This window comes from Glaciimonas sp. Gout2 (assembly GCF_035018905.1).
Classification (GTDB): domain Bacteria; phylum Pseudomonadota; class Gammaproteobacteria; order Burkholderiales; family Burkholderiaceae_D; genus Glaciimonas.
In genome coordinates this window covers 146,879-168,405 of record NZ_JASJXA010000001.1, presented here as the reverse complement: position 1 = coordinate 168,405, position 21,527 = coordinate 146,879, and the positions used below count along the sequence as shown (strand labels likewise).

The following is a 21,527-nucleotide window of genomic DNA, read 5'->3' as shown; positions in this document are numbered from 1 at the left end:
TGCGCAGTCTGAATCACTCACTTTTTTTCGATGAACCGGATCAGTGCAGCATCAAGTGCTGAATCAAAGCCAAGTGTAAAATATCAAAGCATCAAAGGTCGATCCGATAATTCATTGCGTTTTCCATCGGCATCCGGAAAGTGGTACGTCAACAAACCATTTAGCTTTTCCAGGGCAGCAAGCGTGCTGTCATGAAAAGTGCCGTTGGCGAATTCGCGGGTCATGGTTTGACATACTGCTTGCCATTCTGCCGAAGGGATTGCCCGACCGACTGCACGGTCGGTGATGATCTCGACTTTATGGTCAGCGATGTTCACGTAGAGCAGAACGCCGATATTTTCTTCGGTATCCCACATCCGGTAATGTGAAAAAAGCTCGTGTGCGCGCTGACGGGAGGTAACACCATTTAGCACCGCTCGCAAATTCAACGAGGACTCCACGATCATCCTCGCCTCGGCGCGATGCGTGCGTTCACCTTCGGCTATTTTGGCTTGTATTTCCATCAGCGTAATTGCCGGAAATGCTTTTCGCGCAGTCCGACTAGTTGTGATGAAGTGCCGGTACAGTCGTGTCATTATTTTTTTCATTTACCAGTTCCCCGAAGCACCGCCGCCATCAAAACCACCGCCACCTCCGCCGAAGCTTCCACCGCCGCCACTACCACCAAATCCGCCGCCTCCACCGCCGCGTCCAGACTGACTTAAGAGACTGCCGATGACAACTCCAGCAGCATTTCCCCAAACATTGCTGTTGAGCGAATTACCTGAACCTGGACCGCTACCGTCGCCACCGCGTCGGCGTGAATTTAACATCATAAAAACGATGAATCCGACAAAAATCAACGGTGCCAATGCCCCAAAAATGCCGGAATCCGACTCCTGATGTTGTGGTTGCTTGCGCTCTGCTGGCGGCAACGTCTGTTGATCGAGGATAGCCGTGATCGCAGTCACACCCGCGGTCAAGCCACCGTAAAAGTCACCTTTCTGAAAGTAAGGTGCGATCACATCTTGCAGCACTCTTTTCGACTGGGCATCGGTTAGCACGCCCTGAACGCCGCGCCCCGATTCGATTCGCAAGCGACGTAAACCACTCGGGTTGTCCTTGGCGACGATCAAAATGACGCCGTCATCCACGCCTTTACGTCCCAATTTCCAGGCGTCGGCCACGCGGATGCTGTAGTCTTCGATGGCTTCTGGCGCGGTGGTGCTCATCAGTAATACCGCGATTTGGCTGCCGGTACGGGTCTCGTATGCGCTTAATACCGACTCCAGCGTATCGCGCTGTTGCGGCTGCAACAACCCAATCTGATCAGTGACATGCGCCTGTAAGGGCGGAACTGCCACCAATTTTTCTGCTTGCGCGAGGGCTGGCGTTCCCACGATGGTAAGAAGTGCCAGCCAAAGTGCGACGACGACAGCATGACAAACATGCGCCCTCGGCGCTTTAACGCGGTGAGAGTTAGCCGATGTCGCCGTTGATACCATTATTTTTTCCCACCGAAATCAACATCGGGTGAAGTCGAAATCGCTTTTTCGTTATCCACGGTGAATGACGGTTTAACCGCATAACCCATCGCTTTTGCAGTTAGATTGGTCGGGAAGCTACGCGCCAGCACGTTGTAATCCTGCACGGCTACGATGTAGCGATTACGTGCGACTTTGATCCGGTTTTCTACGCCCTCCAGCTGCGATTGTGCATCCCGATACAGACCATCTGCTTTGAGTTGCGGATAGTTTTCCGACACCGCCATCAAGCGTGATAAGGCCGAGGACAATTGTCCTTGAACCTGTTGAAATTTCGCCAAAGCGGCCGGATCGTTGAGTACTTCTGGCGTTATCTGAAAGCTGGTGGCCGCCGAGCGCGCCTTAGTGACGGCTTCGAAGGTTGCTTCTTCATGCGTCGCATACGCCTTCACAATTTGTGCAATTTTAGGCACCAGATCAGCCCGGCCCTGATATTGATTCACCACTTCGCCCCAAGCAGCTTTGACAGCCTCATCTTTGGTCTGGAAATCGTTATAGCCACACGCGCTTAATAAAGAGACGGCTACCACGATGGCCAGCCATTTAACGGATTTTTGCATGTTTCTTCCTTAACATTTGGACAGGCCAGATGGCCTTAGTTGAACGGTAGCAAACTATTGGTGTCGGCTCAAGAGCTAAATAGTGGACTAATTCTTAACAAGGGTACCGTTCAAGAGTGATATTGGCATCAATATCGCAGATCGCAAAATGGTCAGCGTAATTATCCAGTTAAGGCTCTAAGAAACCGCTATGACGATGGCAACAAGTTACAATGGCGACATTCGCATTATTAGGGCTTCATCGTGTCTTTCATTGATAAATTATCCGCCGCCTGGGCTGTCAACAATTCGCTCCTTTGTGTAGGGCTTGATCCGGATATTACTAAATTTCCGCCCCATTTGCACAATCAGCCGGACGCGATTTTCACCTTCTGCAAGGCAATCATCGACGCTACCGCTGATACGGCATGCGCGTTTAAACCGCAAATCGCCTATTTCTCAGCATTGCGAGCCGAAGATCAACTCGAAGCGATTTGCGACTATATACGCAGCGTCTATCCCACTATTCCTATCGTGCTCGACGCCAAGCGCGGTGACATCGGCGCGACCGCCGAGCAATACGCCCGTGAAGCCTACGAGCGATATGGTGCGCATGCCGTGACAATGAGTCCGTATATGGGCTGGGATTCAGTTGCGCCCTATCTGGAATGGAAAGATCGCGGCGCTATCATTTTGTGCCGCACATCCAATCCAGGTGGTTCCGACCTGCAATTTATGAATGTCGAGGGCAAGCCGTTGTATCAGCACGTCGCCCGACTTGTTGCTGATAAATGGAATACTAATGGGCAATGCGGTCTGGTCGTTGGCGCAACATTCCCTGAAGAACTGGCGCAAGTGCGTAATATCATCGGCGACATGCCTTTGCTCGTACCGGGAGTCGGTGCCCAGGGCGGCGATATTCAGGCGACTGTGAACGCGGGCAAGACAGCAAATGGCAACGGCATGATGATCAATTCATCACGCGCTATTTTGTACGCAAAAGTGGACGAAGCCGCGGGAGAAGATTTTGCGAGAGCCGCACGACGCGTCGCATTGGAAACGCGTGATGCGATTAATCGCTTTCGTGCCTGAGCAGAGATTAAGTCAATAGAAAGCGATAAGGAGCAGGTTTCTCACTGAGTTTCACCTAACTTTCACCACCCAATATTGATTTCGGATGAATCAATGCAGTTTAGTAAAGGTTAGGAAAACTTAGTGTAAGTCTCGCTCCGCTTTGCCAAAAACCCTTGTTATTTCAAAAATCGCAACAATCCTTGTAGCGAATGGGCGATCGTTTGCTCGCGTATGGCATGTCGATCACCATGGAAAATCAATCGTTCAGTATGTGTTTGGTGTCCGGTCGTCCAGCCAAAGCAGATCGTGCCGACTGGTTTGCCAGGCACAGCGCCGCCGGGACCGGCGATACCGGTCGTTGACAGCGCAACATCCGCGCCGCTATTGGCAAGGGCGCTCTCGGCCATTGCGCCGGCGATTTCTTCGCTGACAGCGCCATGTTGTGCAAGCAGCGCTTCTGAAATATCCAGCAATTCCGTCTTGGATGCGTTCGAATAAGTGACGAAACCGCAATCAAACCATTCCGACGAACCCGCAATATCAGTGATGGCTTGCGAGACGCCACCACCGGTGCAGGATTCGGCTGTTGCCAATAACCATCTTTTGGCTTTCAACGCCCGACCCACTTCTGTAGCGAGGTCAACTAGTTGATCAGTTTCGACGTTGGTTTCCATTCTTTTGCTCCTGTTTGTGGTTCAGATCAATCAATACATACTGCCACTTGTCGCGCTCAGATGCAATCGGCGCAACGTAGAAATGCCATCGATTAAGCTTAAACAACTTTTACAAGGCGCTCAATAAACGCGCCATAAAGCAAATACCAGCAACGTGTAAAACGCAGCCAGAATATCATCCCACATGACACCTAATCCGCCTTTCATGTGGCGGTCAAAATACCCAATCGGCGGCGGTTTGACCATATCAAAAAAGCGAAACACAATAAACGCCCAAAACTGTGTCCACAATGGCGCGGGAGTAATCACAACCAACACCAGCCAAAAGGCAATAATCTCATCCCAGACCATGCTGCCATGATCGGCAACACCCAGATCGCGCCCGGTGCGTTGGCAGGTCCAGATACCAACGATGAACCCCGCAGCAATAATGACCAGCCAGTTCAACTGCGTAAAGTAATGGGGCCACCGTACCGACAACACCAAAAATGACAGCCATGCAAACAAGGTACCAAAAGTACCCGGCATGATCGGCGACAACCCACTTCCAAAACCTTGAGCGATCACATGAGCAGGATGTGACAGCATAAAACGGCCTGTGGCTTTTACCTTACCCCTGGAATTAATAGGCTTTTGAGATGGCGTCTGCGTTGGCGTTAATGATGGTATTGGATTCATGTTGTGCGAAAGTGATCAAAAGAAGTCAGTTGTAAATCAAGCGGCAAGCCATGTGAATCGATAAAACGTAGTCCCGGCAGGTCATCGATACAACCAATCCGTATCACCTCGGTACCGGTTGCCGTTCCTGCGTTCAGAACTGCGTCGCGTTTTGCCGCCGGTGCAGTAAAACATAACTCATAATCGTCGCCGCCAGCGAGCGTAAATTGACGCTGCAAAGCCTGGGTTTGTCGCCGCAGAACAGGTCCCGATGGCAGACAATCCACCGCCAACGTCGCGCCCACGCCAGAGCGCTCCAATATGTGGCCGAGATCACCCGCCAAACCATCGGAAATATCAATCGCGGCATGCGCAATTCCCCGCAAAGCGATACCCAGTGCCACACGTGGTGTCGGTTGATGCATGCGCGTCGCAGCGCGGGCATGTTCATCGTCACTCATAACGATTTGATCGGTGAACTCACAGCGATAACCCGCCAGCGCCAATCGCGCATCGCCCAGCGTGCCAGACACCCAAACATCATCACCAACCCGCGCCGCATCACGCCGCAGCGCCTGTCCGGGCAAGGTCTCACCGAAGATCGTGATGCAGATATTGAGCGGACCTTTAGTCGTATCACCACCAATCAACTCACAATCATGTGCATCCGCAAGCGCCAACAATCCGGCCGCAAATGGCGCTAACCATTCTGCACGCGCCTCCGGCAAAGCCAATGCTAACGTAAAGCCAAGTGGCCGGGCACCCATCGCCGCAAGGTCGGACAAATTCACTGCCAATGATTTATGACCCAACGAATACGGATCGACATCAGCAAAAAAATGCCGACCAGCAACTAACATATCCGATGACACAGCCAACTGCATGCCAGCCGTCGGCATCAGCAATGCGCAGTCATCGCCCACGCCAAGCGCAATCTGCCCGTCGGCACGTGGTGCACGGGTGAAATATTGAGAGATAAGGTCGAATTCTGAAAGCATGTCAGGATTGTACCGAATGGCACCGTGGAAAGACTAGGCATACTGATCAGTAGCTTGGAAAAGGCGTTCGACTGAGACATTTTTGCAGACATCGCAACAGCGATGGCAAAGGGAAATGGGAAAAATTGTTTTTTAGAAAACTACCAGGGCAAACAAAAAGCGATGGTCGACGTCAAAAGTGAGAGTCAAATCCGAGTGACTAAATGAAAGAAATCAGCAGAGCAACCAGCGTTGCTCAATGCTTAAAAGGCTTAAATGGCTTAAATGGCTTAAAACCGACAAAAGCACCCCGTAAATTGCGTTAAATTTTGACGAACACCACATCCCACACGCCATGTCCAAGCTTGATGCCGCGGTTTTCAAACTTGGTGATCGGACGATAATCCGGACGCGGCGCATAACCTTCAGCCGTATTCTTCAGCGTCGGTTCAGCACTCAACACCTCCAGAATTTGCTCTGCGTACTCCTCCCAATCAGTAGCGCAATGCAAATAACCACCCGGCGCAATCCGCGATGCCAGCAAACTCACTAACGGGCCTTGCAGCAAACGCCGTTTGTTATGCCGCGCCTTGTGCCACGGATCTGGGAAAAACACATGCGCGCCAGCCAATGAATCAGGCGCAATCATATGCGTCAACACCTCCACCGCGTCATGCTGAATAATCCGTTGATTCGACAGCGATTGTTCGCCAATCAGCTTCAATAAACTACCTACGCCCGGCGTATGTACCTCAACGCCGATAAAGTTTTTCTCAGGCATACCCGCCGAAATCTTGGCGCTGGTTTCACCCATCCCAAAGCCAATCTCAAAAATCGTCGGCGCAGAGCGCTCAAACGTCTTATCCAGATCAAGCACGTTTTTTTCATAAGGCACACAAAACCGCGGCCCCAACTCCTCAATAGCCCGCCCTTGCGCAATCGACAACCGCCCCGCACGCGTCACAAAACTACGAATCCGACGCTCCGTAGGATCATAAAAAAGAGGTTTTCTGGGTTGATTTTCTGACATGCGAGATGGAAAGCTAATTAAAGTGAAAAGGAGCGCGGATGACGCAGCGTCAGATTCAGGATGAAAAGGCCCTGATGCAAGCCAAAACAACCGTATCCGCAATAAAAAACGGCACCTAAAACAGGTGCCAGTCATAACCTGGAGCGGATGGAGGGGATCGAACCCTCGTCTAGAGCTTGGGAAGCTCTCGTTCTACCATTGAACTACACCCGCGATGGACGCATTTTACGCGGGTTTTGATGGGGATTGGGGAATTGACGTGTGTGAGGTGTGATCGGGAATGTGATGGCTGGATTATCCTGAGTGTGATCGCATGATCTTGGTCAGATGGATCTTTCTTTTAGATGTCACTTATACTGTAATTTTATTATTGAACGTCATGCTCAAATGGAAGTGCAGGCGTTCATTGATCGATGTGCTACATTTGTGCTACAAGTGGCGATTTTTAACTGTTATGACAGTAGCTGATTCAGCCTAACGCGACGTCGTCCTGTTGAACAATATAGATAAGCATTTCATGCTTGCGAAGGAGGGAGAGTCTTGTATTCACTAATATCTATAGTTATTGGTTTCATTTTGACAGGTGTCATTGGAAATTGGCTAATACAGCATTGGCAAAGCAGAAATTGGCTGGCACAACAGCGCTTTAATGGTAACGAAAAAGAATACACGGCACTTAAAGAGCTTACTGATGAAATTGCGATTTTACTTGGTGAACGTATTTATCATATGCAACGGCTAACACTATCCTTTAATAATGTTGAACCTGAAAAATTTTCAGTAAGATTGGCAGAATATGATGATGTCGTGAAGCGCTGGAACGTACGCCTCACTTCCTTTTATTTTCGCCTACCTCTGCTAACGACTACCCAGTTTTCATTCCGCTTAGAAAGGGACGTACAACAGAAATTGGTGAGCATTGGTAATTCGATTAATCGATTGATAGACGAAAAACAAAAAGGGATGACAATAAATCATCATGTGATTAATAAAGTTACTCAGGATCTTAACGGCGTTCAAGGTACAGCGATAAATTTCAACAATGATATTTTTACCATAGTCTTGGAACGTAAAAAAGAGCTATATGAAGGAAAATCAATACGTTTTTCCATTGAAAATATCAATAATTTTTCAAGTTGGTTTCTTTTTAAGGCGATCTTTGCTCGCGATGTAGATTCGCTTACCATAGTCCGCTCTACGCTGGACTCTTGACTGCCATAATTCCGTTGGTAAAACAGGACGAGGATAGACAAGCATTGCAGCAATAAATGATGCTTCATCCACCGATAGTTCGGTATCATTTTTTTGATAAATTTTTGTTGCTGCGGAATTTGTTCCCGTAATATGTGATCCAAAAAAAGCGCACAATAAATAAGATCTCAAGATTACCACCTTGCTATAGCGGAACTGTATTATCGTCGCCAAGAGCATTTCGTAAAGTTTCCTTCTGATGGTTTTTGTCTTATATCCAGTGACAGTTCGAACAAATTGCATATCGATTGTGCTAGCCCCACCATGTCGACGGAAAGTTACAGCTCTGATTACTTCTCGAAGAGTCGATTTCAAATCGATACCTCGATGATCAAAAAATCTTCTATCCTCTAAAATTAATACTAATTTTTCAAGATTTGTTATTTCTGACGGATAGTAAGCCATGTATGCATCCACATATTGTTCTATTTTAAACAGGTCAGTATGTAATTTGATCAGTGATTTACGAATTGAAATGATCTTTAATTTTGGTTCTTGATCTTCTAATTGAATCATTATCTAAGTCTTCCTAGGAGTAAGATGAATTCGCTAGCCGCAGCCAATAATCAATGCACAAATTTTGTTGTGTAACGGCAGGCAGGAAATTTCGTGCATCCCTTGAACTGCGATCCGGCATTTACACCGGACTTGACCGTCCGCAAGATCAACAAACTTCCGCATTTCGGGCATGCGTTGCTGTTGGCCTTTTCAGTGACAATCGATTTCACATGTTTGACATGCTCACGGCTGGTCTTAAACGATGCAGATTTTCTGCCGCTTCGAATACGTTCGATAGCGTCTGCCACCTGACGGGTATCTAGTACCTGCTGATTCATCGATTTGATGTGCTTGATATAGCCACCGGCTTGGGTGACATTCTCCGGCATCGGCGTTTTAAAGGTACTGTCCCCAACAAAAACGATGACCGAGTGAATCAAAGAACTATCGAGTTCCAGAAGCGTTTCGAGCGCTTTGACGTGCTTGTAATTTTGATGCAAAGGATTTTGGAATTTTGTGGTGTGCTTATATATCTTTTGCGTCCACGTCTTTTGCTTGGCATCGCCGAAAATCCAGCCCTTCATGTTTTTCGTTTCAATCACAAAGATACCAAACCTTGACACGATAATGTGATCAATCTGGGTAGTGCCGTCCTCAACGGGCAAGGTCACGTTCTTGATGAGATGGTAGTCCTCACGGTTCAAAAAATATTTCGCCGAGATATTGACGATGGCCTCCCCCATCACGCCCTTGAACCAAGGAGATTTGACTACCGCAGCGATAAGCAGCAGTGGGATCAAATACCAAAAACTATGAAAAACTTGGCCGAGTATAGGAGTGAAGTCCATTTTTTTATTTGTATAGTGTCGAACAGATGCGCCTTGAGTTGTGCATACGACGCAATCAGCCGAGAATTCGGGTGATCGTTGATTTTACTGCAAGAACGGTTGGATAGTGTTGCTCCTTTAATCACTTAGGATCAGCTGATGCCGTTCAACCCCGGGCAAGTTCTTGCAACCCCTTCCCCATTCACGCATTCCACCAAGCACGATGCATCCCCGCACGAGCTGATTAGCAGACATCTCAATGGTGATTGGCGCTTTAAATTTTACGGATAACAGAATTGTCGTATTTGTATACTGATAAACGGCGGCTGTTATCCGTGACGACGGTAACTCATACCAAGTTGTACGAGATGCATCTGAGATTCCAGACAACTATCTATTCTTTTTTTTAATCAATAGACGGCAACAGTTGTCCCGAAAAAGCTTTACCTAACATCCTGTTGCAATTGTTCGACCAGTTCTTCGACCAAATAGCGGCGGTGGGGTGGCAATTCTTGGATTTTAACTGCGAGATTAATCACGTCTTGTGGTGGCTTGCTCACACTTTTCGTGACTCCTTCTTTCACCACCTGAATTAATTTCGCTGGCGATGCACCGTAATGCAACCAATGTTCATCCACCTTCAGCCATTTCCTAAGAGTGGGCGATCAAGTCGAGTGAGTTTGGTACGACGATGCGATTCAGTGGCGTGCAATATACGATTTTGCGATTTTGAAATATACTGCATTACCGTTAATGACAGCGCTGCTGCGAACATTGGAGAACCTGCTTTTGGCAAGCCTCATAGTGCTTCAAGGGGCTGCGCTGGGCATCGCCGCTGCTCAAAGGCCTCGACTTGAGGTGCGGGTAGCACTGACATCCACAGACCAGAAAATTTTTCCATGCCGATCACCATTGATGTCAACAACTTCCGCAAAAACGTACTGAAGCAACTTCGCGGAGCCAATGATAAGTTCGTCATCTACTACGATGAGATCAACAATATTCGTAAGCTGCACCTAAAAAAGGATGGACCCAACGACAAAAGTATGAAAAATTTCGTCCTTGGGGGTATTGCTCATCGGGCGCTGACATCGCTCACGGGAGAGGCTGAGCTTCGTTCAGCTCTTCGAATTCAGGAATCGGCAGTCGAATTCAAATTTGAACATATTGCCAAAGGCGACTATATGGACGTCCTGAATTCGGGCAAGCTCACTACCGTCTTTAAGTATCTTCTGAAGAGTCATATCTATATCCACTACACCAATCTAAACATTGTGTACTGGTCGCTGGTCGATATTATCGAATCGCTGCTCACTGAGAAAAGATTGATGAGCTTCGCGGCTTATCATAGGGAAATCAAGAACGAATTTTATGCTATCGTGACCAAGGATATCTTGGGGTTTCTCGACATATTGGACAGCTATGGCTATCCGAACATTGATCGGCAAAAGACCGGCGATTTCGCAAGCGCGGTTCTCGAGTTTTTGAACACCTATGCTCCCGCTCCTCGGACTGTTTTCGACGGCATGCTTAAATCATTGTTGACGGAGGCCGCTAAACTCGACGAACTGGCCTTCTTGGTCAACCACCGCGACAATATACTTATCGACAGCTTGCACGATTACTTTGTGAGGCCGATGTATATCTTCAAGAAATCCACCCACATTTTTGATGAAGAGCTGACTGTTCAGCAGAGCCTCAGAAAATTTAAGTTCATGAACGGATCTAAAGAAATTTCCTTTTCTTTTAGAGACTCGAAAACGACTTTCGGTATCCAGCTATCCGATGTGGTGTGCGGCTTGCTCAGCAAGCACTTCAATTTCATTGAGGAGCACTCGATGAGTGATCTGCTACAAAAGAAGGCAAGCTTCAACGATACCCAACAAACTAATCTGACTCTTTTAGCCAAGTTGATCAACGTGTCGGATACGATCAGCAATGGCTTCGTTTATCGCACGGCACCGCTGGACAGCGATTTCAAACATGAGAGTTTCACCTTTAATCACTCGTGCCCACCTTATCTTAACTGAGAATCTTCTCTCCTCTTTTTGTTCAAACAGGTTTGGTGGTTAACCGTATATGATTTTATGCGCCATCAACAAACATACCTCCATCATGCGAACCGAGAAGATATGCCGCTTTACCGGCAAGCATGACCTTGTTCCATTAAATTCGTTAGTCATTGATCTAGAAAGGAAGTCAGTTTTTTTTGTCGATGGGCTGAATGCCCTCAGATCATCGTCGTAAATTCTGCGATTACCGAAGCAGGTTGATACGAGCTGTTGATCTGAAGCGGTGTATTGTCAGAATGTGCAGCCGTCAAAGTGAGCATCATCTTTTTAGTGGTTTTGATATCTGAAAGAAGTTACCAAGGATGCCTAAAAATTTTAGATGTTGATTTCCCAGATTTGAGTCGTAAGTGCTAAACAGAATGTAATTATTTCTCACGGTGCTGCTAGCTATGAGACTGCTAGCCAACCCTCCAAATAACGTTCCCAGTGTTCGAGCTACGTCATCCTTTGTATTGGCTTCCTGAGTGATTGTTTGATGAATGTGTTGCTCGTAGCTGTCTAGTTTTGGATTTGTAAATGCCAACAACCCTACAATCGCTAGCACTACGATGGTTGATGATAGTTTCATTATTTGCACCTGGAATTATAAATTATGGAATAGTGGCATATCTGGTCGAAAAGTTAGTAGCTTTCTGAGTTCACGATTACATCCGCATATAAATTACACTAGGGTTCACCGCTTCAGACTTCAACTTGCTGGTGATGTCTCTTCTTCGCTTAAGCCGAGGTAACGGAGTCTACACGTCGGTTTAGAAATAGGAAATATGATCTCGCTATTGACTTTGTTGTCGCCTATATAAATTTACAGGCCGCGCCGTCCCTAAACCTCCGACCCATCCCGATCAGAATTTGGCATCCAGTGCATGACGCTAAAGCTCTTGAACCTGTTATTCTAGACAAGGAAGTCACGATCAAAATGGCCACCAACAAACCCATTTTTAAACCTAAAGCCCAACCATGCACATAGCTATTTTGACCTTCGATGGCTTCAACGAACTAGATTCATTAATCGCCTATGGAATGCTCAGCCGGATTTCGCTTTTGGGTGATGCCAATTGGAAGGTGAGCATTGCTAGTCCTACCGTGCGCGTAACATCAATGAACGGCCTAACGATTGACGCTCACATTGATTTGAACGAAGCTAATTCTGCCGATGCGGTGTTGATAGGCAGTGGCATGAAGACGCGGGAAGTCGCTGGTGATAACTCCATACTCAGCCAAATACAGCTCGATCCTGAACGCCAGTTAATAGCGGCACAATGCTCCGGAACATTTTTGCTTGCGAAGCTCGGCTTGTTAGGCAAAACACCTGCGTGCACGGATACAACTAGTAAGCCATGGGTGCAAGCTGCTGGAATAAATATCTTGAACCAGGCATTTTTTGCGCAAGGTAATGTGGCAACTGCTGGCGGATGTTTGTCGGCGCAATACATTTCTGCGTGGATGATTGCGCGGCTGAAGGGAATGGCAGAGGCGAAAGAGGTGCTGCATTATTTTGCGCCTGTGGGAGAAAAAGAAGAATACGTTACCCGCGCACGGTCTCATATCGAGGAAGACTTCCAGGAGCATTCATCTACATTAAAAACGTTGAATGCGTCATGAATTTAAAAAGTGTATATGGAAGAATGTGATTTTGTATCGGCCTAGCGCCAAGTTAAAATTTTTGCATAGCCGCCGATAGTAGATCAACCTTCTAGGCAATACTTAATTCAAGGTGATACAGCGCCCAAGGGCACAAGGAAAACCGCGCTGACAGCGGTCTTGCCATCATGTCGGGGAAACTATTTGGCGCGTACACGGCCCACAACGGTCCCAATCCTCCTAAGGGAATTGGCTGTCCATCCAGATGCGTAGCAACGATAAAGCGATATTTTCGTATATCGGACAATGGGACCTGCACCACATAACCATCGACCGCACGTAGTTTGACCGCTGTATTTCCGGGCAATGCTTTGTCGGCCGCAGCGGTGATAACATCGGTTAGCAGTGGCCCACGCAATCTATGCGGTTTGGCGTCGTATTCCAGGGTGGGATTTATGTCGACGGCAGGTAAGGAAGTCAGGGCTGCGAAATTGAAAACATATGCCTTGTCGAATTGTATGTTTTGCTTGTGCATCATTTGATCCAGTGCTGGATCTAACGCGCCACGATTACCTTTGCCGATTGCGCCGCTGATCGTCAATAGTGTTGGGCCGGTTTCTTTAATGGATTCTGTTCGTTTTTTTGCGAAAGCCGGGACAGAGGCCACACCCAGTGCGGCGAAGAGAAAGTTTCTTTTTTTCACGCTGATCTTTCGATAAATTAATTTGTAGTGGTCGTTCGCCAACCAGTGTTGAACTGCACTTTGAATAGACTAACTTTACGACGAATTTGGTGAAGTTTGTGGTCTTGAAATAGCGACGTTCACGGATACCTAAAAATAAACCAAATCTATAATCTATAGATATTATCTTATGCTTTAAAAGCAGATATTCGTCAAAATCACTTCAAATGCTTAGTCAAATTTTCAATCGTTTCAGGCCCATTGTTCCAAATACATTAAGCTTCGATAAAAAAAATACCTTTACTCATTATTTTAAATTCCTTTCTCAATCACTTTTTCAATTCGCCTGTCAGGGATTAGCCACATGATTGCGACCAGAACATACAGCGCCAGCGCGACCCATCGATTGGCGAAGGAGAGGGGTATGGCGATAGCATAACCCACTACTGATAATTTGCCTTTCGTATCGCTCCCGATAGCTTTGGATAGTGGCGAATCTTTTCCATGAAGATTGATCAGGCTGCGACTGAGTATGTAGTAGGCAATGCCAGCCATCAACAAAACCACGCCATATAGCGCAGTTGGCACCTCGGAAAAGTGGTTTTCGCCCATCCATCCGGTGGCAAATGGGATAAGTGAGAGCCAGAAGAGAAGATGCAAATTCGCCCAAAGAACAGGGCCGCTGATCTTCTGCACAGCATGCAGCATGTGGTGATGATTGTTCCAATAAATACCGGTATAGACAAAACTGAGGATGTAACTGAAGAAGACTGGGTAGATCAGCCGCAGTGAAGCGAGATCGTCGCCGTGCGGGACTTTCATCTCAAGCACCATGATTGTGATGATGATGGCGATCACACCGTCACTAAATGCTTCCAGGCGATTTTTACCCATTCAGAGTTTCCTTTGCAAGTTTGTTTGTAGGCAACTGAAGAAAGATATTACCTCATTGGAATGATCGGAATAAATTGATGTAATGCGTTGAAAACTGCTCGTTGTATATATCAGCCGGGCTACTAATGATGCGATTAACACCGCCATCATCTGAGCCAATAACAAAGCCATCAATAGAGCTACTAAGCCCAGGACATTTTTTCCGTAATGAGATAGATTGACGCGTTGTCGGCATTGTCACTATAATTACTCACATGTTAGTGAAATTAAAAAATAGAGATTCCAAATGATTATCAGAGATCGGCCGTCCGGATTCAGGCTGTTTTTATTGCTCCGCGGATCGGTGATGCCGCGAATTCTGCCGTCGTTGATTGTCAACACGTTAGTTGCCACTGCGGTGACGCTGACGCATGGCGATTTGTTTGACCTCAAAATTACACTGACCACGATTCCGTTTACGTTGATCGGACTACCAATAGCGATCTTTTTGGGATTTCGTAACAATGCGGCCTATGACCGGTTTTGGGAGGGGCGCAAATTATGGGGTGAACTGGTCCATAGAAGCCGGAGTTTCTCGCGGCAGTGTCAAAGCTTGATTTCCTATCCGGAGCCTGCCGTCGCAAGTCTAGGCCTGGCGGATACGCGCGTACGCATGATCTATCGTGCGATCGCTTTTGCGCATGCTTTGCGCCACCATCTGCGTGATTGCAACATCGATACGGAGCTGAAAAGCTTGCTCCTTGAATCTGAATGGCACCAAATCGACAAGTCTTCAAACAAACCAGATTTCCTCATGCTGAAAATGGGTCTGGATTTGCAGCGCTGCATTAAAGAGGGACGGATAGAGCCATGCCTGGCTGTCCAGATTGATGCCAGCTTGTCTTCGATGGCGGCTGCTGCCGCGGCTTGCGAGCGCATAAAAAGCACGCCGATTCCGTTTTCTTACACGCTGTTATTGCATCGTACGGCCTACATATACTGCTTTCTTTTGCCGTTTGGTTTGGTCGATTCGATTGGGTTTATGACGCCGTTTGTGGTCGCTATCGTAGCCTACACATTTTTCGGCTTGGATGCGTTGGGCGATGAGATAGAGGAGCCATTTGGCATGGAATCGAATGATCTGCCGCTAGATACGATATGCCGAACAATCGAAATTAATTTGCGTGAATCGCTTGCTGATGAAAACATTCCACCACCGATGAAAGTGGTCAATTATTGCCTGACTTGATTCAGAAAAAATCTTAATTTTCGCTGCGACAATCGTGTACTACCAGTAATATGGCTTGCTGACATATAAAGCTTTGCAGATGAGGTTAATGCAAACTGAATAACATTCGATATGAAGGCTATTGCTGTTGCATGCGAAGCCACAGTTGACGTTGCATTTGATTTTGCAGGCGCAGCCACAGTTGACGTTGAAGTTGACCTTGCAGGCGCAGCCACAGTTGACGTTGCAGTTGACCTTGCAGGCGCAGCCACAGTTGACGTTGTAGTTGACCTTGCAGGCGCAGCCACAGTTGACGTTGCATTTGATTTTGCAGGCGCAGCCACAGTTGACGTTGTAGTTGACCTTGCAGGCGCAGCCACAGTTGACGTTGAAGTTGACCTTGCAGGCGCAGCCACAGTTGACGTTGCATTTGATTTTGCAGGCGCAGCCACAGTTAACGTTGTAGTTGACCTTGCAGGCGCAGCCACAGTTGACGTTGCAGTTGTTTTTGAAGCGGCACTTGACCTACCCCGTCATTGGCGCTGCCAAGTGTTTTAGCCCTCAGGCGGGAATTGTGGGGAAACATGTTTGAGCGAAGCGAGTTCGTTTCTCCACCCGACTGATGGCTAAAACGTTTGGGGACCCGCAGGGCAGCGTCTCTGCGGTCGCCTTTTCTTTGGTGCCTTTCTTTTGGCGAAGCAAAAGAAAGACACTAGCTGCCGGTCTACCACCGGCAAGCACCCACGGAGCAGTAACCATATTAAGTAACGAAGACCGTACTTAATACGAAACCGGAGAACACCCTGAAACATCGCATCGTCTATCGAAATCTCCCGCAACTTTTTCTAAAAGCGCGGGAGCGACTAATGTCTCACTTTCGCCCCATTCTGAATCACTTCGGCCTAACCGAACAACAGTGGAGAATCCTGCGTTTGCTGGATGAACATGGGCAGCTTGAGCCGCGAGAACTGTGTGAGATGTGTCAAATCCTCAGTTCCAGCATGACCGGTGTCTTAACGCGTATGGAAGAGGTTGGGCTGATCAGCCGCAACGCGGTGGCCGATGACCGGCGACGCGTGCTGGTGCGGCTGGCACCCAGTGGCGATCAGCTAATCAGCGAAATCGCGCCGTTAATTGACTTGCAGTATCAGCATATTGAACAGGCTTTTGGTAAGCCGGTGATTGTGGATCTGTTGAATGCGTTTGAAGGGTTTATTGCTGCTGAACCAGAGTCGGTTCTACACGTTACGTTATCTCAAAGATCGACTGATTTGAGGGCAGTTAAGGGCCAAGTCAAACGACCGGAAAAAAGCGAGATTCACTTTGCTAATGGTCGTAAAGGAAGAAAAGAATAATAGTCGGTCATCGAGAGCCGCGTCAAAGATTGACGGCCAATAAAAAAGGCTGCCAGACCATAAATACGATCGGGCAGCCAAGGGATACTATTTATTTTGCAGAAGCAGTCGCGTTTGCAGCCGTCGTGGCATTAGCACCGATATCACCCACCGCATCGGCAGGACGTGGCTGATCGCCGGTGTGCTCAATCCAGCCGCCTCCCAAATACTGATACAAATCCACCAGATTGGTTAGCCGTTGCAGACGTGCGGTGATCAATACCAACTGCGCGTTGTAGAGATCGGTTTGCGCGGTCAGCACGCTGAGATAATTATCCACACCATTGCGATAGCGCAGATCGGATAGTTCTAGTCGGCGGCTTTGGGTTTGGGTATAGCGTTCCAGCGACATGATCTGGTTGTCGTAAGTGCCACGAGCGGCCAGGCCGTCGGCTACTTCGCGGAACGCGCTTTGGATTACCTTTTGATAATTGGCGATTTCAATACGTTTTTCTACTTGCGCCCATTCGAGGTTAGCTATGTTGGCACCGCCGCTGAATATCGGTAGCGAGATTTGTGGTGCGAACGACCACGCACGCGATCCTGAGCTGAACAGTCCACCAAAGGAAGGCGATAGCGTACCGAGCGTACCGGTCAGTGAAATCGCAGGGAAGAACGCCGCCCGTGCCGCGCCGATATTGGCATTCGCGCCGACTAGTGTCTGTTCGGCTGCTGCGATATCGGGACGGCGAATCAGCAGATCAGAAGGCAGACCGGCGGGAATATCGGTGAGCAAATTTTGGCTATCGAGCGGCAAACCGGCTGGCAGATCGTCGGGCAGCGGTTGGCCGATCAGCAAGACCAGCGCGTTTTCAGCTTGCGCACGAAGTCGCATTTGCGATTGCAGATTGGCAGATGTTTGTTCCAGAATGCCTTGCGACTGACGTAAGTCGAGTTCTGATTCAGTACCGGTGTCGAATTGCAGTTTGCTGATACGGTATGACTCTTGGGTGCTTGTCAGCGTGTTGCTTGTGACTACTAACTGATCGTCATACGCGAGCATGCTCAGGTATTGGGCGGCGACTGCTGACAATAACGAAATTTCGGCGGCTTTACGTGCTTCGGCGGTGAACAGATATTGCGCCAGCGCCTGATCTTTCAGACTACGTATGCGACCCAAGAAGTCGATTTCCCATGATGCGTTGAGACCGACCGAATAGGTGGTCAAGACCGTCTTTCCAGAAGAGGAAAGATCCAACGGCGTGCGTGATCGATCTTTCGAAGCATTGGCATCGATCGATGGGAATAGTCCGGCGCGTGACTTGATAGCGCGCCTGTGAAGCTTCGACGTTGGGCATTGATACGCGCAAGTCGCGATTGTTTTTAAGCGCGAACTCTTCGATCCTTTGCAGGCGTGGATCGGAGAAGAAATTACGCCAGTGCCAACTTTTAAAGCAGTGAGTTGCATTAAAAATAATATATCGTAATGTGTTATATTCGTCAAAATAAAAAGATTCGCCAAATACACGCTAATAAGTCGTTCACTCGTCGATGCGTTCGTCAATGCGTATTCCTTTCACAATTTTTCAGAACAGCGTTATTTAGCGATGATCAAAAAAAACTTTATATGGCTTTGGGACATTCTCACGCGTTTCGACGGGGTTGATCGTTTTGAGCGGATGCGTGCTTGTTCCGGAGCCTTGATCGGGATCACGCTGACGGGTGCGTGCAGCTATTTAATGTTGGGTAATTCATCGGCGGCGTTATGGTTAATTGCCCCGATGGGCGCGTCTGCGGTGCTGCTATTTGCGGTACCCGCCAGCCCGCTGGCTCAGCCCTGGTCGATTGTCGGTGGTAACCTTTGTGCCGGATTGATCGGTGTCACCTGCGCCAAGCTGATTGGCGAGCCAGTGCTGGCGGCGGGGTTAGCCGCGGGTCTTGCCATTGGGGCCATGTTTTGGTTGCGCTGCTTGCACCCGCCCAGTGGCGCGGTGGCGCTGACGGCAGTTCTCGGCGGCCCTGCAATTCATCAATTGGGTTATACCTTTTTGTTGGTTCCAGTTGGCCTGAATACTTTTTTGCTCTTGCTGACAGCGATACTGTTCAACAACGCTACCGGACGCCGCTATCCGCATATCGCGTTCAAAGATCATAGCAACCAGCATGCACTGAAAGACCCGGAGCCGACCTCGCGCGTGGGTTTTACGCCGGATGATCTGGACGTTGTGTTAAGCCGGTATAACCAGGTACTCGACATTAGTAGGGGCGATCTGGAGAAGATATTTCTGGAGACCGAGATGGAAGTGGCGCGACGCAAGTTTGGCGTCGTGACATGCAAAGAATTAATGTCCCGGGATATCGTTAGTGTTGATTTTGCCACTGAGTTATTAACGGCATGGAATCTGTTGCGGACGCACAAATTGACAGCGATCCCCGTTTTGGGAAGAGGCCGCCATGTGATCGGCATCGTGACGAAAGCTGACTTCGTCAAGCATATCGAGCTCAAGCATTACGGTCAGCTGGCTAAAAAAATAAGACAGCTTTTACGCGCCATTCCACGGGCGCATTCCAGCAAGCCAGAAGTGGTCGGTCAGATTATGTTTAAGGACGTTACGGTTGTCAGCGAGCATCAAGCGATTGTGGAACTGGTTCCTCTAATGTCGGATCGCGGATACCATTCAATACCGGTGGTTGACGATGATGGTCGCTTAGTGGGAATGCTGACGCAATCAGATTTGATCGCGGGCTTGTATAAAAGCCATTTGCAGATGTGATGTGCAAACCTTTTGGCTGGGCTGGCGGCAATTAATCCAGGTAAGAAAATCAATACACGAGCACCGACAGCCATCTGTTAAGGTGGTGAATTTCTGCACTCCATCATTGCCATAAAGTGCTTCAAGCAATGTATTGGTATCGTTGCCGTTATAGGAGACGAACTGCGGAGCCAAACTGCGAAATGTTGAAAATGTTTTCACGTTTTTTACTTACTGGCGTCGAAGAATCTTAATTATTAGCTCTTTCTCATAGACGTTTGACTGTTTGCCAACCGTCGCCGCGACGATGCAGTATACTCTGCAGTAGATTTGGTCACATTCCACACCATTGTTGAAAGGTTGCAAATGACGTCCGAAATTTCTTTATCAGATTCACCCGTTTGGTTCATCACAGGTTGTTCAACCGGCTTTGGTCGTGAGTTGGCTTTACAGGTCCTCGCACGCGGATGGCGCGTTGTTGTGACCGCACGTGATCAGGCCCGCGTCGCTGATTTGGCCGTAGGTGCGAACGGTCATGCTCTAGCGCTGGCGCTGGATGTGACGGATTCTGCTCAGATCACTGCCGCAGTGAAAGCAGCAGAAGATCATTTTGGCGCAATTGATGTGCTGGTCAATAATGCTGGCTATGGCTATCAATCCTCGGTCGAGGAAGGAGACGAAGCGGAAATACGGGCACAATTCGACGCCAATGTATTCGGTCTGTTCGCCATGACGCGGGCGGTGCTACCCGGGATGCGTGCGCGCCATAAAGGGCATATATTGAATATCACGTCCGTGGCTGGCAAAGTCGGCTTTCCTGGCTCCGGTTATTACGCCGCCAGTAAGCATGCTGTAGAAGGTTTTTCAGATTCTCTGGCATCAGAAGTGGCTCCACTCGGTATTCACGTCACCTGTATTGAACCAGGCCCATTCCGCACTGATTGGGCCGGTCGTTCTTTGAAGCAGACGCCGAACCTGATCGCGGACTATGCCGATACTGCGGGTGTGCGTTTAAAGGGCACAGCCGCTTCCAGTGGCGACCAGCCTGGTGATCCGCAGCGTGCAGCGGCAGCGATGATTCTCGTCACAGAAACAAAAAATCCACCACATCATTTGGTGCTTGGTACATTTGGTGTTGACGCCGTCAGCAAGAAACTCAAAGCTGGCCTGGAACAAATCGAAGCATGGCGTGCTACCAGCATTGGTACTGATTTTCCGAAGGAATGATACGAAGGAATAACGCCCAATGCCCTTCGTACCAGACAGCCGTTAATTTCTCACGGGCTAGTATGTGCAGAGTAGCAACATGTATTTAAAAAAGAAGCCCCATCACCATCTGGTTGTGGGGCTTTTTGTTGATTAAAGCGGACGCTGGCATGCTTGTAGGCCTGTATTTGACTATCCAGACCGCTTCTGCACGCAACTGGCTGGACGGGTAAAATTTAGTATTGGTTTTTTTGTCATTCATATGGGTAATTTTTCCTCAACCCGATGGGAAGTTTTCATGCGTCGTACCATTTGAATTTGTAGGTGGTTCATAATAGGACGACGTTCATGACATTGGATCAGGAGTGAATAATGCATACACCTCAAGAACCGCCACCAGACGAAATTTCGCCAAATAAACCCGTTCCGGATACTCCGCCGCCGGTGCAAGATCCACTTCCGGGTGGCTTTCCTATGCCTATTCCTATTCAGGAGCCACTCCCTGACACTGACCCACTTTAACCGGAATGTCTAAGTCAGACTACGATTGTGCAATTGTCTTATCACGGTATTGAGTGTTATCACACACAAAGTATGTGCGTGCAAAATACTGGTGATTGGCGGTGATGTCGCGTGGTGTGTTAAATTAATTCCTTTATTAAATGAAATAAAAATTTGAAAGGTTCGCGATGGCAATTGTTCGACTTTCTCCGACTGAAGTTCAAGTCGATGACATAACCTATGTGTT

General features: G+C 48.2%; 23 protein-coding genes, 1 tRNA gene and 1 pseudogene. 9 read left to right on the top strand and 16 right to left on the bottom strand.

The genetic code is table 11. The annotated features are described in order from the left end of the window. Positions 1-83: 83 nt before the first annotated feature. The 3 genes from QN379_RS00750 to QN379_RS00740 are packed head-to-tail and all read right to left on the bottom strand — an operon-like array spanning position 84 to position 2,083. A complete protein-coding gene (locus QN379_RS00750; RefSeq protein ID WP_323505760.1) occupies positions 84-587 on the bottom strand; it encodes a TPM domain-containing protein in 504 nt (167 codons plus the stop codon). Next, positions 588-1,484 (bottom strand): TPM domain-containing protein, encoded by an 897-nt coding sequence (locus QN379_RS00745; RefSeq protein WP_323505759.1) that lies wholly within the window; start codon positions 1,482-1,484, stop codon positions 588-590. Then, positions 1,484-2,083: a LemA family protein gene (locus QN379_RS00740; protein ID WP_322235900.1), complete on the bottom strand. Its 600-nt coding sequence runs from the start codon at positions 2,081-2,083 to the stop codon at positions 1,484-1,486. The genes QN379_RS00745 and QN379_RS00740 overlap by 1 nt, the downstream gene beginning before the upstream one ends. 243 nt (positions 2,084-2,326) lie before the next feature. On the opposite strand from QN379_RS00740, the gene pyrF reads away from it, so the two are divergent. Next, positions 2,327-3,154: an orotidine-5'-phosphate decarboxylase gene (gene pyrF, locus QN379_RS00735; RefSeq protein WP_322235902.1), complete on the top strand. Its 828-nt coding sequence runs from the start codon at positions 2,327-2,329 to the stop codon at positions 3,152-3,154. A gap of 158 nt (positions 3,155-3,312) precedes the next feature. On the opposite strand, the gene QN379_RS00730 is transcribed toward pyrF, so the two are convergent. The 5 genes from QN379_RS00730 to QN379_RS00710 all read right to left on the bottom strand — a co-directional run bounded on the left by QN379_RS00730 (position 3,313) and on the right by QN379_RS00710 (position 6,687). Continuing rightward, a complete protein-coding gene (locus tag QN379_RS00730) occupies positions 3,313-3,810 on the bottom strand; it encodes a CinA family protein (RefSeq protein ID WP_322235904.1) in 498 nt (165 codons plus the stop codon). A gap of 120 nt (positions 3,811-3,930) precedes the next feature. Beyond that, a complete protein-coding gene (locus QN379_RS00725) occupies positions 3,931-4,488 on the bottom strand; it encodes a phosphatidylglycerophosphatase A (protein WP_416186807.1) in 558 nt (185 codons plus the stop codon). Beyond that, the gene (gene thiL / locus QN379_RS00720; protein ID WP_322235909.1) at positions 4,485-5,465 is read right to left on the bottom strand and encodes a thiamine-phosphate kinase; all 981 of its coding nucleotides are present in this window, start codon (positions 5,463-5,465) and stop codon (positions 4,485-4,487) included. The genes QN379_RS00725 and thiL overlap by 4 nt, the downstream gene beginning before the upstream one ends. 301 nt (positions 5,466-5,766) lie before the next feature. Beyond that, on the bottom strand, positions 5,767-6,474 hold the full coding sequence (gene trmB / locus QN379_RS00715; protein ID WP_322235911.1) for a tRNA (guanosine(46)-N7)-methyltransferase TrmB: 708 nt from the start codon (positions 6,472-6,474) through the stop codon (positions 5,767-5,769). 139 nt (positions 6,475-6,613) lie between these two features. After that, positions 6,614-6,687, bottom strand: a tRNA-Gly gene (locus tag QN379_RS00710). Between the two features lie 327 nt (positions 6,688-7,014). On the opposite strand from QN379_RS00710, the gene QN379_RS00705 reads away from it, so the two are divergent. Continuing rightward, positions 7,015-7,686, top strand: coding sequence for a hypothetical protein (locus QN379_RS00705; protein ID WP_323505758.1), 672 nt, complete (start codon positions 7,015-7,017; stop codon positions 7,684-7,686). Here QN379_RS00705 and QN379_RS00700 read toward each other — a convergent pair. Then, positions 7,606-8,241, bottom strand: coding sequence for a biosynthetic peptidoglycan transglycosylase (locus tag QN379_RS00700; RefSeq protein WP_323505757.1), 636 nt, complete (start codon positions 8,239-8,241; stop codon positions 7,606-7,608). The genes QN379_RS00705 and QN379_RS00700 overlap by 81 nt on opposite strands. A gap of 50 nt (positions 8,242-8,291) precedes the next feature. Then, positions 8,292-9,071, bottom strand: coding sequence for a nuclease-related domain-containing protein (locus QN379_RS00695; protein WP_323505756.1), 780 nt, complete (start codon positions 9,069-9,071; stop codon positions 8,292-8,294). A gap of 878 nt (positions 9,072-9,949) precedes the next feature. Between QN379_RS00695 and QN379_RS00690 the strand changes: the two genes are divergently transcribed. Then, entirely contained in the window at positions 9,950-11,080 is a 1,131-nt protein-coding gene (locus QN379_RS00690; RefSeq protein WP_323505755.1) for a DUF3800 domain-containing protein, read from the top strand. 301 nt (positions 11,081-11,381) lie between these two features. Here the strand turns inward: QN379_RS00690 and QN379_RS00685 are convergent, their stop codons facing one another. Continuing rightward, positions 11,382-11,690: a DUF4359 domain-containing protein gene (locus tag QN379_RS00685; protein WP_323505754.1), complete on the bottom strand. Its 309-nt coding sequence runs from the start codon at positions 11,688-11,690 to the stop codon at positions 11,382-11,384. 389 nt (positions 11,691-12,079) lie between these two features. Between QN379_RS00685 and QN379_RS00680 the strand changes: the two genes are divergently transcribed. After that, the gene (locus QN379_RS00680) at positions 12,080-12,724 is read left to right on the top strand and encodes a DJ-1/PfpI family protein (RefSeq protein ID WP_323505753.1); all 645 of its coding nucleotides are present in this window, start codon (positions 12,080-12,082) and stop codon (positions 12,722-12,724) included. Between the two features lie 91 nt (positions 12,725-12,815). Here the strand turns inward: QN379_RS00680 and QN379_RS00675 are convergent, their stop codons facing one another. Both QN379_RS00675 and QN379_RS00670 read right to left on the bottom strand, forming a co-directional pair. Continuing rightward, positions 12,816-13,406, bottom strand: coding sequence for a molybdopterin-dependent oxidoreductase (locus QN379_RS00675; protein ID WP_323505752.1), 591 nt, complete (start codon positions 13,404-13,406; stop codon positions 12,816-12,818). Between the two features lie 291 nt (positions 13,407-13,697). Next, positions 13,698-14,279 (bottom strand): TMEM175 family protein, encoded by a 582-nt coding sequence (locus QN379_RS00670; RefSeq protein ID WP_323505751.1) that lies wholly within the window; start codon positions 14,277-14,279, stop codon positions 13,698-13,700. Positions 14,280-14,565: 286 nt separating this feature from the next. Between QN379_RS00670 and QN379_RS00665 the strand changes: the two genes are divergently transcribed. Continuing rightward, positions 14,566-15,507, top strand: coding sequence for a bestrophin family protein (locus QN379_RS00665; RefSeq protein WP_323505750.1), 942 nt, complete (start codon positions 14,566-14,568; stop codon positions 15,505-15,507). Between the two features lie 118 nt (positions 15,508-15,625). On the opposite strand, the gene QN379_RS00660 is transcribed toward QN379_RS00665, so the two are convergent. Both QN379_RS00660 and QN379_RS00655 read right to left on the bottom strand, forming a co-directional pair. Then, positions 15,626-15,916, bottom strand: a complete 291-nt coding sequence (locus tag QN379_RS00660) for a hypothetical protein (protein ID WP_323505749.1) — start codon at positions 15,914-15,916, stop codon at positions 15,626-15,628. Between the two features lie 24 nt (positions 15,917-15,940). Further along, positions 15,941-16,072 (bottom strand): hypothetical protein, encoded by a 132-nt coding sequence (locus QN379_RS00655; RefSeq protein WP_323505748.1) that lies wholly within the window; start codon positions 16,070-16,072, stop codon positions 15,941-15,943. 217 nt (positions 16,073-16,289) lie between these two features. On the opposite strand from QN379_RS00655, the gene hpaR reads away from it, so the two are divergent. After that, positions 16,290-16,841, top strand: a complete 552-nt coding sequence (hpaR, locus tag QN379_RS00650; protein ID WP_323505885.1) for a homoprotocatechuate degradation operon regulator HpaR — start codon at positions 16,290-16,292, stop codon at positions 16,839-16,841. A 91-nt stretch (positions 16,842-16,932) separates the two neighbouring features. Here the strand turns inward: hpaR and QN379_RS00645 are convergent. Further along, positions 16,933-18,259: pseudogene (locus QN379_RS00645) on the bottom strand (efflux transporter outer membrane subunit); the annotation flags it as partial. Between the two features lie 168 nt (positions 18,260-18,427). On the opposite strand from QN379_RS00645, the gene QN379_RS00640 reads away from it, so the two are divergent. From QN379_RS00640 to QN379_RS00630, 3 genes are all read left to right on the top strand, one after another. After that, entirely contained in the window at positions 18,428-19,594 is a 1,167-nt protein-coding gene (locus QN379_RS00640; RefSeq protein WP_322235934.1) for an HPP family protein, read from the top strand. A gap of 345 nt (positions 19,595-19,939) precedes the next feature. After that, positions 19,940-20,800: an oxidoreductase gene (locus QN379_RS00635; protein ID WP_416348506.1), complete on the top strand. Its 861-nt coding sequence runs from the start codon at positions 19,940-19,942 to the stop codon at positions 20,798-20,800. A 351-nt stretch (positions 20,801-21,151) separates the two neighbouring features. Further along, complete coding sequence (locus QN379_RS00630; protein ID WP_322235938.1) at positions 21,152-21,301, top strand: hypothetical protein; 150 nt, start codon at positions 21,152-21,154, stop codon at positions 21,299-21,301. The last annotated feature ends 226 nt before the right edge of the window (positions 21,302-21,527 follow it).